The organism is Halomonas binhaiensis (assembly GCF_008329985.2).
In the GTDB taxonomy this organism is placed as follows: Bacteria; Pseudomonadota; Gammaproteobacteria; order Pseudomonadales; family Halomonadaceae; genus Halomonas; species Halomonas binhaiensis.
The window spans coordinates 1,290,444-1,305,629 of record NZ_CP038437.2 but is presented as its reverse complement, the minus strand read 5'-3'; the positions used below and the strand labels follow the sequence as shown (position 1 = coordinate 1,305,629).

Sequence of the window (15,186 nt, the reverse complement as noted above, 5' to 3'; positions counted from 1 at the left end):
CACATCTACGGCGCCCCATGGGGCGCCGTTTTATTGCTTCAAGCTTTCCAGACTCCCCCTGCAACCAGCCGGCCATCATGGAACGTCGCCAGGCGTGGTGAGACCCGCGCCACCTGCTCAGCAGAACAACTGGCATCGGTCAGCACGAAGCGGGCATCACTGCCCACAGCCGGCCACTGACGTTGCCCATGCTCATCCAAGGGCAGCATGCCTCCGGTGGCAATCGCCATCGAACGCGACAGTGCAAATTCATCTATGTCGCCATACAGCTGAGCAAAGAGGTTGGCCTTGGTCATTATGTCGCCCGTACCGAAGGGGGACCAATGGTCGATCACGCTGTCGGTGCCAGTCATCACGTTGACGCCCTTGGCATACAGCGCCGGCAGTGGCATGACCAGTTCACCGATCGGTACCGTGGAGGCAATGCTGATCTGCTGCTGGGCAAAGCGAGTCGCAAGCTCATCAACCGCTCCTGCATCCAAGGTGCCAAGGGCAAAGGCATGACTGATGGTCAGCTTGCCACGCAGCTCGGGCGTCGCCTCAACCATGTCCGTCATGTAACGAATCGCAGCAGCCCCCGAGGGGTCCGTTTCATGGAGATGGATATCGACCTTGGCATCATGATCGATAGCAATCTGGAACATCGCATCCAGCGAGGCTTCCATGCTTCCATCGACATTGGTGGGATCCAGTCCACCAACGTACTGAACACCCATCTGCATGGCCTCGCGCATCAAACCATCGACATTGGAGCGCAGCAAGCCGTGCTGCGGAAAGGCCACGATCTCGCAAGAGAAACCGTCACGATGGTTGTCCAGGGCCTTTTGCAAATGTTCCAGGCTTTTCAATCCACTGACCGGATCGATATTGCAGTGACTTCTGGCCTGAGTACTGCCATGGGCCTGGAGCAGTGCAATCAATGCCTCGGCACGCTGCTGCGATGTCGGTAGCAACTCAGGCAACAGCTGCTGTTCCAGCGCGATCATGTCCGCAATGTTTTTGCCCTGGCGTGAGCGAGGAGCCCGCCACGGCCCACCATAGAATGTCTTGTCCAGATGAATGTGCATGTCGCGGGTTGCAGGCAGGGCCAGACGGCCTTGGGCACTGTAGCGCGGCAAACTGGCATCCAACGAGGCACCGGCAGGGAGAATGCTGGCGATCTTGCCATCCTTGAGTTCAAGAGTGTACAAGGCTGTCCGGGTGCCTACGACAGTATCTCCGTCATATTCGAAACCCTCCTCAAGCCGAACATCTCCCAGATAGTAATGGCGATCGGTAATCACCTTCTGGCGTCCATCGCTGCCCTCTCTTGGCTGGCCAGAAAAATTGTCTGCCTGAACGCTTCCACTTCCCGCTCCCACCAGGGCGCATGCTGCCGTCAGCTTACCGGTCGCATTGAGAAAGTCTCGACGGCTTACCTTGCCTCTTCCACTCCTTTCATTCCCTTCGCTCATTTCACTCACTCGCGCACCTTCCTGTCTTGTCATTGTTTCAGGCATGCAGCTTTCACCTAACCCATTGTCAAAGCTAAAAAATTATCGACAACACTGCCAAGGATATTTTCGAATGCCAGGCATTCGATTTATGAATACCGCAAACCGGACATGCAACGTGCTCCAGGCTGTCGCAAAACTGTCGTATCAACGCCATAGGCTGGGAGACATCTTCAAGGCGGGTTCAGGAGGAACCTATGCACATTGCTGACGTGACCATGTTCCATGCTCCCGCCAGTGGCGGGGTCAGAACCTACCTTCAGGCCAAGCACCGCATCTTCAACCGCGACGCAGGCCTGCGCACCAGCCTCCTGGTTCCTGGCGCAGAACACGACATCCTGGGTGACCACCACTATCTGCCGGCCATGAAACTACCGCTGGGTCAGAGCTATCGATTTCCCTTGCGCGCCCGCCCCTGGCGCGATGCCCTGGTGGATCTGGCCCCCGACCTGATCGAAGCCGGGGACCCTTATGTCACTGCCTGGGCAGCCCTGAATGCTGGCAAGCACCTGGGGGTACCGGTGGTGGGCTTTTACCACTCCGATCTCCCACGCTTGATGGGAGATCGCTTTGGCAACACCGTACGTCGCCGCCTGGAACGCTATGTGGTCAACCTTTACTCGCGTTTCGACAGTGTCCTGGCACCTAGTCAATCCATGGCCGATCGTCTCTATTCTCTGGGCCTGAAGCGCGTCAGAGTCCAGCCATTGGGTGTCGACCTGGACACCTTCCACCCCAGCAAGCGCCATCCGGAGCTACGCCAGCGGCTGGGGCTGGACAATCATTCACGTCTGCTGATCTTCGTCGGACGCTATTCTCGAGAAAAGAACATCGACGTGCTGCTGGCCACCATGGAGCGCTTGGGCTCTCCTTATCACATGCTATTGATGGGCCCCGGCATGCCCCACAAGGTGCCGAGCAATGTCACTGTGGTCGACCGCTGCGTCGGGACTCACGAGGTCGCTCGTGCCCTGGCCAGCAGTGATGCAATGTTGCATGCAGGAACTCGAGAAACGTTTGGCCTGATCGCTCAGGAGGCCATGGCGTCTGGCATTCCCGTGATTGGAGCCAGGGCTGGAGCATTGATCGAGAACATCCCGCTGGGTGCCGGTATTCTTTGCACCCCTCTCGCCCCACAAGCCATGGCAGATGCCACCGAAGCCCTGTTCGCCAACGATGCCGCAGCCAGTGGACGCTATGCCCGCCGCTATGTGGAACGATATTTCGATTGGGACAAGGTCATGGGTAAATTGCTCAATCACTATGAAGAGCTCATTGATATAGGGCACGGAGCCCAGCGCCGCTATGGCTGAAAGTCTCGCTATTTTTCCCAGATCAGCCCATCGACACTACCTGCACGGTACTCTCCTCGCCCTTGCCCTTGCCCTTGCCCTGCTGGCGACGCTAGTCGTGCCCTGGTGGTTGGGAGGTCGGGGCACCTTCCTGGCGATTGCAGCATTTCCACTACCCATGTTCGCCCTGATGATCGTCTTGGCCGTCATGTGCTGGAACATCAATGCTGCCCGCCTACGCCTGATGCTGGCAGGCCGCGCAGGACGCCTGGGGCAGGCCAGCGCCTTGTCCATCGAAATGGCCAGCAAGTTCGCCATCTGTGCTACCCCGGGAGGTGCAGGAGGCCCGCCCACCTTCCTCGCCTTGTTGACCAGACGCGGCTATTCACCCTCACAGGGAGCGGCCATCTATCTGGTTGATCAGAGCTGCGACATGCTGTTCTTCACGCTCATGCTCAGCATCATTGTCACCATTACCATGACCACCGCCACAGACTGGCCATATCAAGCGCTGATCGAGTCAGCCTTGCTAGGCCTGATAGTGACCATCCTGCTCCTCATCCTGTCGCTGTATTTTCTGCCCAGGCTACTGCGTACTCGCCCACTGTCGATAGGCCGCAGACACTGGCTCGGGAGATCAAAACGCCGTTGGCTGGCCCGCAGATTACTGCGCTGTCGACGCTCGGCCATCATGACCTTGCAGCTACCTCCCGCCAAGCTGGTGGCCATCTTCGCTTTATGTAGTCTCCACTGGGTACTGCGCTACAGCCTGCTTTTCCTGGCTGTCGTCGGCGTCACCAGCATGGGGGCCAGCAATGAAAATGCCCCGGGAGGGATGAGTGATGGAATGGCCACCTGGGCCTGGTGCTTCCTCGCCCAGATGCTGTCTATGGCTACTGGGCAGCTCAGCATGCTTCCTGGCGGTGCCGGCGCTGCCGAGGTGAGTGTCGGTGCCCTGCTGCTGCCGTTGATGGATCGAGAGCAAGCCGCTGCGGCCGTGATTATCTGGCGCCTGGTCAGTTACCACCTTTATCTGCTTGCCGGAGCTCCATTCTTCACGACCCATGCCCTGCGTTGGCTCAAGGGGCGCAAGGTGCGATCCAAACTCACTGCGAGCTGACCTGACCAGGACAACCAACAGAACCCTGCTGGCGATATCAGATCAGCGGAAACACAAAAGGCCACCCAAAGGTGGCCTTTTGCATGACGCTGTACTGCCAGGACGAAACGGCTTACCAGCCGGTCACGTCCTTCAGTGCTTCACCGATATCGGCGAGAGAACGCACGGTGCGCACACCGGCATCTTCCAGAGCAGCGAACTTCTCATCCGCAGTACCCTTGCCGCCGGAGATGATGGCACCAGCATGGCCCATACGCTTGCCAGGAGGAGCAGTGACACCCGCGATGTAGGACACCACCGGCTTGGACACGTTGGCCTTGATGTAGGCTGCAGCCTCTTCCTCGGCAGTACCGCCGATCTCACCGATCATGACGATGGCTTCAGTCTGCGGATCCTTCTCAAACATCTCGAGGATGTCGATGAAGTTGGAACCGGGGATGGGGTCACCACCGATACCTACGCAGGTGGACTGGCCAAAACCGTAATCAGTAGTCTGCTTGACGGCTTCATAGGTCAGGGTACCGGAGCGAGATACGATACCCACCTTGCCCGGCTTGTGGATATGACCAGGCATGATGCCGATCTTGCTCTCGCCCGGAGTGATGACACCGGGGCAGTTCGGGCCGATCAGACGTACACCCAGCTCGTCGCACTTGACCTTGACGTCGAGCATGTCGAGCGTCGGAATACCTTCGGTGATGCACACGATCAGCTTGATGCCTGCATTGGCGGCTTCCAGGATGGAGTCCTTGCAGAACGGTGCCGGCACGTAGATCACGCTGGCTTCGGCGCCAGTCTGCTCAACTGCTTCCTTGACGGTGTTGAACACCGGCAGGCCCAGGTGAGTCTGGCCACCCTTGCCTGGCGTCACACCACCGACCATCTGGGTGCCATAGGCGATGGCCTGTTCAGAATGGAAGGTACCTTGGCCGCCAGTGAAACCCTGGCAGATAACCTTGGTGTTCTTGTCGATCAGGATGCTCATTACTTGCCCTCCGCTGCTTTAACTACCTGCTGAGCGGCGTCGGTGAGGCTCTGGGCAGCGATGATGTTCAGACCACTGGAAGCCAGTTTCTCGGCACCCAGCTCGGCATTGGTACCTTCCAGACGCACCACGACCGGTACGTTGACGCCGACCTGCTCGACAGCACCGATAATGCCTTCGGCGATCATGTCACAGCGCACGATACCGCCGAAGATGTTGACCAGGACAGCCTGGACATTGTCGTCGGAGAGAATCAGCTTGAAGGCTTCAGCCACGCGCTCCTTGGTGGCGCCACCGCCCACATCAAGGAAGTTGGCCGGCTTGCCGCCGTGCAGGTTGACGATGTCCATGGTGCCCATGGCCAGGCCAGCACCGTTGACCATGCAGCCGATGTTGCCGTCCAGCGCAACATAGTTCAGCTCCCAGCGGGCAGCTTCGGCTTCACGCTCGTCTTCCTGGGACGGATCACGCATTTCCTGCAGGTCCGGATGGCGATGCAGAGCGTTGCTGTCCAGGTTGATCTTGGCGTCGAGGCAGTGCAGGTTGCCTTCGTCGGTGATCACCAGCGGGTTGATCTCGAGCAGTGCCAGGTCCTTGTCATGGAACATCTTGGACAGACCCAGGAAGATCTTGGTGAACTGCTTGACCTGGACGCCTTCGAGGCCCAAGGCAAAGGCCAGCTCACGGGCCTGGTACGGCTGGGCACCGACCAACGGGTCGATCTCGGCCTTGAGGATCTTCTCGGGAGTCTCTTCAGCGACCTTCTCGATCTCGACACCACCTTCGGTGGAAGCCATGAAGACCACGCGGCGGGTGGAGCGATCGACCACGGCACCCAGATACAGCTCATTGGCGATATCGGTGCAGTTCTCGACCAGGATCTTGGCAACCGGCTGACCATTCTCATCAGTCTGATAGGTCACCAGGTTCTTGCCCAGCCACTGCTCGGCAAAGGCCTTAGCCTCTTCCGGGCTCTTGATCAGCTTGACACCACCAGCCTTGCCGCGGCCACCAGCGTGGACCTGAGCCTTGACCACCCACATGTCGCCACCGATCTTGCGACAGGCCTCAGCGGCCTCTTCAGGGGTGTCGACGGCGAAGCCCTTGGAAACGGGCAGACCATAATCGGCAAACAGCTGCTTACCTTGATACTCGTGAAGGTTCATCGATTCATGCCATTGGTTGCATGTGACTCGAACGGCGACATGCTGCATTCATGAGAATGCCATTTCATGTCGCCACCGACCGCCTCCGATACATAGCCAGAGGCGATACGCCAGACCTGCTAAACAAGCTTCTAAATATCACTGAAGCTTGTTTAGCCTTGATGCCTGACGCTTGTTGTCTCGGGAAGGACCGATCCGAGACGGTGAGAGAACCTCACCACATCGATATCACCTTCCCAGAACTGGCGCGTTACTTGCGCTTCTTGCGATTGGCCATGTGGATGGCATGGCCATCCACCGCCAGGGCAGCTTCATGCACCGCTTCCGACATGGTCGGGTGAGCGAAGCAGGTCAGCGCCAGGTCTTCGGCACTGGAACCGAACTCCATGGCAATAACGCCCTGGGCAATCATCTCGCCAGCTCCCATGCCGAGAATATGCAGACCGAGTACACGGTCAGTCTCTTCATCGGCAATGATCTTGGCCATGCCTTCGGTGGCATTGTTGGCCATTGCACGACCGTTGGCAGCGAACGGGAAGCTGCCGGTCTTGACCTTGATGCCACGGGCCTTGGCTTCCTGCTCGGACAGGCCAACCCAGGCGACTTCAGGGAAGGTGTAAATGACGCTCGGGATGGTGTCGTAATTCATCTGGGCCTTATGGCCGGCGATGATGTCCGCCACCATGACACCTTCCTCGGATGCCTTGTGGGCAAGCATGGGGCCGCGTACACAGTCACCGATGGCGTATACGCCCGGTACGCTGGTACGGCACTGATCATCGACATGGATGAAGCCGCGCTGGTCGAGCTCGATGCCCAGACCATCAGCAACAACGCCCTTGGTGTAGGGGCGACGTCCCACACAGACGATCAGCTTGTCGAAGGTGATTTCCTGCGCACCTTCACCGTCTTCGTACTTGACGACGACTTCATTACCCTTGACCTCAGAACCGGTCACTCGGGCGTTAAGACGGATATCCAGGCCCTGCTTCTTGAGCAGCTTCTGGGCTTCCTTCGCGATGGCAGCATCGGCCATCGGCAGGAAAGCATCCAACGCCTCGAGTACGACGACTTCGCTGCCCAGACGGTTCCACACGCTGCCCAGTTCCAGGCCGATGACACCGGCACCGATCACGCCAAGACGCTTCGGCACTTCCTGGAATTCAAGCGCACCGGTGGAGTCGACGATGATGCCGTCGGTCATCGGGGTCGGCGGAATTTCAACCGGGACAGAGCCAGCAGCGATGACGATATGGCTGGCTTCATAGGTGGTGGCGTTGCCATCAAGGCCGGTCACTTCCACCTTGTCCTTGGCCACAACCTTGCCGGTACCATCGATGGCAGTCACGCCATTGGCCTTGAACAGGCCTGAGATGCCACCTGTCAGGTTCTTAACGATCTGTTCCTTGCGGCCGATCATCTTGGCGACGTCCATGCTGACGTCACCCGTCTGAATGCCCAGGCTATCAAACTCGTGCTTGGCTTCGACGTACTTGTGAGACGCTTCGAGCAGCGCCTTGGACGGAATACAACCGACGTTCAGGCAGGTACCGCCATGAACGACCTTGCCTTCCTTGCCAATCCATTTCTCGACACAGGCGGTCTTCAGACCCAGCTGGGCAGCGCGAATGGCGGCCACGTATCCACCGGGGCCTGCACCAATAACGATCACATCAAACTTGTCGGCCATTTTGGCTCCTGTATGTATTCAGCTGTCTGCAACGCTTCCTTGGGAAACACTGCATAAGGACCTGAGCGTGCAGACCATCAGGTCAACGCCATCACGGCGTACTGAATGCCTTGCATCTTGTGGCCATGTCGCTCGGTCGATTTATTCAGCGTTCCTCGAGAGACTGCCTGAAAACCATCTGGCTTCACGGGTCTTCAGACCAGTCTCAATCGATGCCGGGATCAGATTTCCAGCAACAGACGCGCCGGATCCTCAAGCAGCTCCTTGATAGTTACCAGGAACTGGACTGCGTCCTTGCCATCGATCATTCGGTGGTCGTAGGACAATGCCAGATACATCATCGGACGAATCTCGACCTTGCCATTCACTGCCATCGGACGCTCCTGGATCTTGTGCATACCCAGGATAGCGGTCTGCGGCGGATTCAGGATCGGAGTGGACATCAGAGAACCGAAGATGCCTCCGTTAGTGATGGTAAAGGTACCACCCTGCATCTCATCGATGCCCAGCTTGCCAGCGCGAGCACGCTGACCGAAGTCGACAATGCCCTTCTCGACATCGGCGATCTTCATGCTGTCAGTATCACGCAGTACCGGAACCACCAGACCACGCTCGGTGGAAACGGCAACGCCGATATCCTGATAGCCGTGATAGACGATATCGCTGCCGTCGATGGAGGCATTGACGTCCGGGAAGCGCTTGAGTGCTTCGGAGGCCGCCTTGACGAAGAAGCCCATGAAGCCGAGCTTGACATCATGCGCTTTCAGGAAGGTGTCCTTGTACTGCTTGCGCAGTTCCATCACGGCGCCCATGTCCACCTCGTTATAGGTGGTGAGCATGGCAGCAGTCTGCTGAGCCTGGACCAGACGTTTGGCGATGGTCTGACGCAGACGGCTCATCGGCACGCGCTTCTCGGGACGCTCTCCTTCCACGACGGGAGCAGCGGCGGCAGCCGGAGCAGCCGCTTTCTTGGCAGAGCCGGACTTGACAGCCTTGAGCACGTCTTCCTTGAGCACGCGGCCATCCTTACCTGTGCCGTTGATGGCAGCAACGTCGAGGCCATGTTCGGCGATCAGCTTGCGTGCGGCAGGCGCCACGATCTTGTCACCCACCTGCTCGAAGACTTCCTCTTCAGCTGTTTCCGCTGCTGGCTCCGCAGCAGCCGCCGGCGCGCCACCTGCACCAGCACCTGCCTGGAAAACGGCCAGCAGGGCTTCGGAAGCGACCTGGGAGCCCTCTTCTGTCTTGATTTCCACCAGAGCGCCGTCTGCCGGAGCAACGACTTCGAGCACGACTTTATCGGTCTCGATATCGGCCAGTACCTCATCACGCTTGACCGGCTCACCTACCTGCTTGTGCCAAGCAGCAACGGTGCCTTCCTGGATGGACTCAGGGAAGGTCGGTGCCTTGACTTCAAACTTCTCGCCACCGGCATCTGCTGCGGCAGGAGCCGCTGCAGGTGCAGACGCTTCAGCCTGAGGAGCTTCAGCCTTAGGTGCAGCAGCGCCTTCACCAATGCGTCCCAGTATCTGCTCGGAAGCAACGGTATCGCCTTCCGCCACCAGGAACTCGGACAGAGTGCCCGCCTCTGGAGCCAGAACTTCCAGCACGACCTTGTCGGTCTCGATCTCGACGATCAGCTCGTCACGCTCCACGCTGTCGCCAGGCTGCTTGTGCCATGCAGCAACGGTACCTTCGGCAACGGATTCCGGAAAGGTTGGTGCCTTGATCTCGGTAGCCATGTGATTTCCTTAGTCTCTCTTCTCTCGTTCCGGGTCGTTGCCTTAAAGGTTGAAGGCGTCTTCGACCAACTGGCGCTGCTGTTCGATGTGAACGGACATGTAGCCTGCTGCAGGTGCAGCGGATGCTGGGCGTCCGGCAAACTTGAGTGTGGCTCCGAAACCCGCCTTGAGCTCTTCTGCCACGCTACGCAGATTATGCTGCATGGAGTACCAGGCCCCCTGGTTGAGCGGCTCTTCCTGGCACCAGACGATATCGGTGGTATTGGTATACTGAGAAATCGTCTCGAACAGCTCTTCTTTCGGGAACGGATACAGTTGCTCAACCCGAATGATCGCCACATCATCGAGCAGGTTTTCCTCACGCCAATTGTCCAGGTCATAGTAAACCTTGCCTGAACACATGATGACGCGCTTGACCTGACTGGCATCTCGCTTGCCTTGATCCGGAAGCACCATCTGGAAACTGCCATGGGCCAGCTCTTCGAGACTGGATACAGCTTCCTTATGACGCAACAGGCTCTTCGGTGACATGATCACCAACGGCTTGCGCAGCGGACGAATCACCTGGCGCCGCAACAAGTGGAAGATCTGAGCCGGAGTAGTCGGCACACAAACCTGCATATTGTACTCGGCGCACAACTGCAGGAAGCGTTCCAGACGTGCAGATGAGTGCTCAGGCCCCTGCCCTTCGAAACCGTGCGGCAACAGCATGGTCAGTCCACACAGTCGGCCCCATTTGGTTTCCCCGGAAGAGATGAACTGGTCAACCACCACCTGGGCACCGTTGAAGAAATCACCGAACTGAGCCTCCCAGATCACCAGCGCATTGGGCATGGTGGTGGCATAGCCGTATTCGAAGGCCAGCACCGCTTCTTCCGAAAGGAAGGAGTCGTGGATGGTGAAGTCCGGTTGCCCCGGTGCCAGATGCTGCAGCGGAACGTGCAGAGAAGCGTCCTTCTGGTTATGCAATACAGCATGACGGTGAGAGAAGGTACCGCGCCCCACATCCTGTCCGGTCAAGCGGATAGGATGCCCCTGATCCAGCAGAGTGGCGTAGGCAAGTGTCTCGGCAAAGCCCCAGTTCAGTGCCAGGCCGCCACCTTGCATCTTGCGCCGATCTTCATAGATCTTGGCGACCTGACGCTGAACGGCAAAGCCCTCCGGAACCTCGCACATCTTGGCAGCAAGCTGCTGCAGACGTTTGAGATCCAAGGAAGTATCTGCATAACCGGTCCACTCATGGCCCAGGTATGGCTTCCAGTCGACGAACAGAGAAGTGTTCGGTTCCTGTACCAGGGCATTGGCCACATGGTTGCCAGCGACCAGATCATCACGGTACTTCTCGATCAGCGCCTTGGCTTCATCTTCGCTGACCACGCCTTCCTGAACCAGGCGCGTGGCATAGATGGCGCGGGAAGAGGGATGATCCTTGATCTTCTGGTACATCAGCGGCTGGGTACCAGACGGCTCATCTGCCTCATTGTGACCACGACGACGATAGCAGACCAGGTCAATCACTACGTCCTTGCTGAACTGCTGACGATAATCCAGTGCTACCTGAGTGACATGAAGCACAGCGTCAGGGTCATCACCATTGACGTGGAGGATCGGAGCCTGAACCATCTTGGCAATGTCGGTGCAATACTCGGTGGAACGTGCATCGAGCGGATCAGACGTGGTGAAGCCGACCTGGTTGTTGATGACGATATGGACAGTACCGCCTGTCTTGTAGGCACGGGTCTGAGACATCTGGAATGTCTCCATGACCACGCCCTGGCCGGCAAAGGCCGCATCACCATGGACATTGATCGGCAGAACCTTGCCACCATCGCCGTCATTGCGGCGATCCTGGCGGGCACGCACGGAGCCTTCGACTACCGGAGCCACGATTTCGAGATGCGAAGGGTTGAACGACATGGCCAAGTGGACTTCCCCACCCGGTGTCATGACATTCGAGCTGAAGCCCTGATGGTATTTGACATCACCAGACCCGCGCTCGATCAACTTCTTGCCGTCGAATTCATCGATCAATTCGGATGGATTCTTGCCGAGAATATTGACCAGCACGTTGAGGCGGCCACGGTGGGCCATGCCAATAACCACTTCCTTGGTACCGTAGCTACCAGCGCGCTGGATCAGCTCGTCCATCATCGGAATGAAGGACTCGCCACCCTCAAGACCAAAGCGCTTGGTACCCGGATACTTGGAGGCCAGGTAGCTCTCCAGACCTTCGGCGGCAGTCAGGCGTTCCAGAACATGCTTGCGCATACCCTCGGTATAGGGCGGCTTCGAGCGCACCGACTCAAAACGCTGCTGCAGCCAACGTTTTTCTTCGGTATCGACGATATGCATGAACTCACAACCAATGGAACGGCAGTAAGTCTGCTCCAGAGCGTCGACAATCACTCGCAGCGGAGCCTGGTCCTGGCCCAGGAAGAATGAGCCTGTCTGGAATTCAGTCTCAAGGTCGGCCTTGGACAGCTGATGGAAAGCCAGATCCAGATCAGGAACCGCACTCGGGTCACGCAGACCGAGCGGATCGATATTCGCATGCTGGTGACCGCGGAAGCGGTAAGCATTGATCAGCTGGAGAACGCGAACCTGTTTACGGCTGTCTTCGCCGTCGGAACTCGGAGCGATGGCATAGGCAGCACGGTGCTGTTGCTTGCCTAGCTGATAGAACTGCTCGCGAATCGGCGTGAGGGGGATATCGTGGGACGTTGCGCTACCGGAACCCTGTCCATCGGGGTTAGGCAGCTGGTCGAAGTAGTCGCGCCATTCTTGGGGAACGGCAGCGGGGTCGTCGAGGTACTGCTCGTAGAGCGCTTCTACGTAGTGGACGTTACTGCCCGTTACGTGAGAGGAGCGCCACATCAACTCCATTATGCCTTCTTGCATCTCTCGGTCACCCTGCACTGATGGGGTGGTATTGGGCTCAGCACCTTGGCCTGCCTCGGGAGTAACGCCTGACAGAAAGCATTCTGCCTGCTTGTCACCCCTTGGCACCGACCTATGCCAAGCGCCCTGTGGTTCTGCTACTGACAACAATGTCAGCCAGCCATGACTTGCTCCATGTTCAAAAGCCGGTGCCCAAGGCACCGGCTTTCGACACTTCTGCCGAAGCGAAGTTCTTCGCAGCCCCAGCGCGACAGATTGTCGCGCCCAGGACCGACATATGATAGCAAGCTCAGCGCCACGATTTAAGTGGCATTTGCCAGCAACATCTCACGAATTTTGCCAATCGCACGTGTCGGGTTGAGTCCTTTCGGACATACCGCGACACAATTCATGATTCCGCGGCAACGGAAGACAGAGAACGGGTCTTCCAGATCAGACAAACGCTCATTGGTTGCCGTATCGCGAGAGTCGGCCAGGAAGCGATAGGACTTCAGCAGACCTGCCGGACCAACGAACTTGTCCGGATTCCACCAGAAGGACGGACAGGCCGTAGAGCAACAGGCGCACAGAATGCACTCGTAGAGCCCATCCAGCTTGTCGCGATCTTCCGGAGACTGCAGACGCTCGATGGCCGGCGCCGGCGCATCGTTCTTCAAGTACGGTTGAATACGCTCGTACTGCTGATAGAACAGGCTCATGTCGACCACCAGGTCCCGAACGACCGGTAGGCCAGGCAGCGGACGCAACACCAGCTTGTTGTTCTTCACCACCTGGGACAGCGGTGTAATACAAGCCAGGCCGTTGCTGCCGTTCATGTTCATGCCGTCGGAGCCACACACACCCTCACGGCAGCTGCGACGATAGGCGACAGTCGTATCGTCCTGCTTGATCAGCTCAAGCAGGTTGAGGACCATGAGATCACGTCCTTGGGTGTCGACCTCGAACTCCTGCATATAAGGTGCGGAGTCAGTTTCCGGATTATAGCGATACAGGGATACCTGAAGCTTGGACATCGTGACTCCTCCTTAGTATGTGCGGATTTTCGGCTCGAACTTATCCATGGTCTTCGGCGCGAAGTTGACATCACGCTGACCAACGCGCTTCTCACCAGGGAAGAACATCGAGTGCTTGAGCCAGTTGACGTCGTCACGATCCGGATAGTCGTAGCGGCAATGCGCACCACGACTTTCCTTGCGCTCGAGCGCGGCAATGGCGGTGGCTTCAGCCACTTCCATCAGGTTGTCCAGTTCGAGAGCTTCGACACGAGCAGTATTGAAAGCCAGGGACTTGTCAGACAGGTGAGCTTCAGCAATACGGCCACGCAGCTCAGCCAGCTTCTCGACGCCATCCTTCATGTTCTTCTCTTCGCGGAATACACCGAAAGAGTTCTGCATGATGCTCTGCAGCTCACGCTTGAGGTCAGCCACGCTCTCGCCGCCACTTGACTCGTTCCAGCGGTTGATACGCTGCATGGCCGTTTCAACATCGGAATCACGAGCATCAAGGTAGTCGACACCTTCATTCAGCGCGCTCTCGATGAACATGCCGGCAGCACGGCCGAAGACCACCAGGTCAAGCAGAGAGTTACCACCCAGACGGTTGGCACCGTGTACAGAGACACACGCCGCCTCACCACATGCATACAGACCATTGATGATGTAGTCGTTACCGTCCTTGTCCTGACCGATGGCCTGACCATGGATATTGGTAGCAACACCACCCATCATGTAGTGGCAGGTCGGAACCACGGGAATCGGCTCCTTGGCCGGATCCACATGAGCGAAGGTCTTGGACAGTTCCACGATACCCGGAAGACGCTTGCTGAGAACCTCTTCGCCCAGGTGGTCGAGCTTGAGATAGACATGGTCGCCATTCTCGCCGCAACCACGTCCTTCAAGAATTTCCATCACCATGGAGCGAGCCACGACGTCACGACCGGCCAGGTCCTTGGCATTCGGAGCATAACGCTCCATGAAGCGCTCGCCATCCTTGTTGATCAGATAGCCACCTTCGCCACGACAGCCTTCCGTCACCAGCACGCCAGCACCGTGAATACCGGTCGGGTGGAACTGCCACATCTCGATATCCTGGATAGGCACACCAGCCCGCAGAGCCATGCCGATACCATCACCCGTGTTGATCAGGGCATTGGTAGTAGAGGCATAGATACGACCGGAGCCACCAGTCGCCAGCACGGTAGCCTTGGACTTGATGTGAACCACTTCGCCAGTTTCGATATCCATGGCGATACAACCGACAACATCGCCGTTGGCATTCTTCACCAGATCGATGGCATACCACTCGTTAAGGAAAGTGGTGTCGTGCTTGACGTTATTTTCATACAGGGTGTGCAGCAGTGCATGACCGGTACGGTCAGCGGCAGCACAGGTACGGGCAGCCTGACCACCTTCACCGAAGTTCTTGGACTGACCACCGAATGGACGCTGATAGATGCGGCCATTGTCGAAACGAGAAAACGGCAGCCCCATGTGCTCAAGTTCGAACACCGCCTTCGGACCTTCGGAACACATGTATTCCGCAGCATCCTGGTCAGTGATGTAGTCACCGCCCTTGACCGTGTCATACATGTGCCAACGCCAGTCGTCATTGGGATCGGCAGAAGCAATGGCACAAGTGATACCGCCCTGGGCAGACACTGTGTGCGAGCGAGTCGGGAAGACTTTGGACAGCACAGCCGTATTCTTGCCGGACTTGGCCAGTTCCAGTGCAGCACGCAGGCCTGCGCCACCGCCACCGATGATGATGGCGTCAAAAGTCATACTACGCATGTTTGACATGA

Annotated in this window: 10 protein-coding genes; 2 read left to right on the top strand and 8 right to left on the bottom strand. The window is 57.8% G+C overall.

Annotated features, from left to right (window positions below):
* Positions 1 to 38 precede the first annotated feature (38 nt).
* Positions 39 to 1,499: an amidohydrolase family protein gene (locus E4T21_RS05665; RefSeq protein WP_205423461.1), complete on the bottom strand. Its 1,461-nt coding sequence runs from the start codon at positions 1,497 to 1,499 to the stop codon at positions 39 to 41.
* A 191-nt stretch (positions 1,500 to 1,690) separates the two neighbouring features.
* Between E4T21_RS05665 and E4T21_RS05660 the strand changes: the two genes are divergently transcribed.
* Together E4T21_RS05660 and E4T21_RS05655 are read left to right on the top strand one after the other, a co-directional pair.
* Positions 1,691 to 2,806 (top strand): N-acetylglucosaminyl phosphatidylglycerol synthase, encoded by a 1,116-nt coding sequence (locus tag E4T21_RS05660; RefSeq protein ID WP_149284095.1) that lies wholly within the window; start codon positions 1,691 to 1,693, stop codon positions 2,804 to 2,806.
* On the top strand, positions 2,799 to 3,905 hold the full coding sequence (locus E4T21_RS05655; RefSeq protein ID WP_149284094.1) for a glucosaminyl phosphatidylglycerol flippase: 1,107 nt from the start codon (positions 2,799 to 2,801) through the stop codon (positions 3,903 to 3,905). The genes E4T21_RS05660 and E4T21_RS05655 overlap by 8 nt, the downstream gene beginning before the upstream one ends.
* A gap of 112 nt (positions 3,906 to 4,017) precedes the next feature.
* Here E4T21_RS05655 and sucD read toward each other — a convergent pair whose 3' ends face one another.
* The 7 genes from sucD to sdhA form a co-directional block, all read right to left on the bottom strand.
* On the bottom strand, positions 4,018 to 4,890 hold the full coding sequence (sucD, locus tag E4T21_RS05650) for a succinate--CoA ligase subunit alpha (RefSeq protein ID WP_149284093.1): 873 nt from the start codon (positions 4,888 to 4,890) through the stop codon (positions 4,018 to 4,020).
* Entirely contained in the window at positions 4,890 to 6,056 is a 1,167-nt protein-coding gene (gene sucC / locus E4T21_RS05645; RefSeq protein ID WP_149284092.1) for an ADP-forming succinate--CoA ligase subunit beta, read from the bottom strand. The genes sucD and sucC overlap by 1 nt, the downstream gene beginning before the upstream one ends.
* Positions 6,057 to 6,306: 250 nt before the next feature.
* Entirely contained in the window at positions 6,307 to 7,746 is a 1,440-nt protein-coding gene (gene lpdA / locus E4T21_RS05640) for a dihydrolipoyl dehydrogenase (protein ID WP_149284091.1), read from the bottom strand.
* Positions 7,747 to 7,967: 221 nt separating this feature from the next.
* The gene (gene odhB, locus E4T21_RS05635; RefSeq protein WP_149284090.1) at positions 7,968 to 9,488 is read right to left on the bottom strand and encodes a 2-oxoglutarate dehydrogenase complex dihydrolipoyllysine-residue succinyltransferase; all 1,521 of its coding nucleotides are present in this window, start codon (positions 9,486 to 9,488) and stop codon (positions 7,968 to 7,970) included.
* Positions 9,489 to 9,530: 42 nt separating this feature from the next.
* The gene (locus E4T21_RS05630) at positions 9,531 to 12,386 is read right to left on the bottom strand and encodes a 2-oxoglutarate dehydrogenase E1 component (protein WP_149284089.1); all 2,856 of its coding nucleotides are present in this window, start codon (positions 12,384 to 12,386) and stop codon (positions 9,531 to 9,533) included.
* Between the two features lie 302 nt (positions 12,387 to 12,688).
* Positions 12,689 to 13,399, bottom strand: coding sequence for a succinate dehydrogenase iron-sulfur subunit (locus E4T21_RS05625; RefSeq protein WP_149284088.1), 711 nt, complete (start codon positions 13,397 to 13,399; stop codon positions 12,689 to 12,691).
* A 12-nt stretch (positions 13,400 to 13,411) separates the two neighbouring features.
* Positions 13,412 to 15,184, bottom strand: coding sequence for a succinate dehydrogenase flavoprotein subunit (gene sdhA / locus E4T21_RS05620; protein WP_149284087.1), 1,773 nt, complete (start codon positions 15,182 to 15,184; stop codon positions 13,412 to 13,414).
* Positions 15,185 to 15,186: the final 2 nt, after the last annotated feature.

What these genes read in the sequence shown, in the direction of transcription:
- sucC (WP_149284092.1), bottom strand. Translation starts at nt 6,056, where the DNA reads ATGAACCTTCACGAGTATCAAGGTAAGCAGCTGTTTGCCGATTATGGT.
- sucD (WP_149284093.1), bottom strand. Translation starts at nt 4,890, where the DNA reads ATGAGCATCCTGATCGACAAGAACACCAAGGTTATCTGCCAGGGTTTC.
- E4T21_RS05665 (WP_205423461.1), bottom strand. Translation starts at nt 1,499, where the DNA reads ATGCCTGAAACAATGACAAGACAGGAAGGTGCGCGAGTGAGTGAAATG.
- odhB (WP_149284090.1), bottom strand. Translation starts at nt 9,488, where the DNA reads ATGGCTACCGAGATCAAGGCACCAACCTTTCCGGAATCCGTTGCCGAA.
- E4T21_RS05630 (WP_149284089.1), bottom strand. Translation starts at nt 12,386, where the DNA reads ATGCAAGAAGGCATAATGGAGTTGATGTGGCGCTCCTCTCACGTAACG.
- E4T21_RS05660 (WP_149284095.1), top strand. Translation starts at nt 1,691, where the DNA reads ATGCACATTGCTGACGTGACCATGTTCCATGCTCCCGCCAGTGGCGGG.
- sdhA (WP_149284087.1), bottom strand. Translation starts at nt 15,184, where the DNA reads ATGTCAAACATGCGTAGTATGACTTTTGACGCCATCATCATCGGTGGC.
- lpdA (WP_149284091.1), bottom strand. Translation starts at nt 7,746, where the DNA reads ATGGCCGACAAGTTTGATGTGATCGTTATTGGTGCAGGCCCCGGTGGA.
- E4T21_RS05655 (WP_149284094.1), top strand. Translation starts at nt 2,799, where the DNA reads ATGGCTGAAAGTCTCGCTATTTTTCCCAGATCAGCCCATCGACACTAC.
- E4T21_RS05625 (WP_149284088.1), bottom strand. Translation starts at nt 13,399, where the DNA reads ATGTCCAAGCTTCAGGTATCCCTGTATCGCTATAATCCGGAAACTGAC.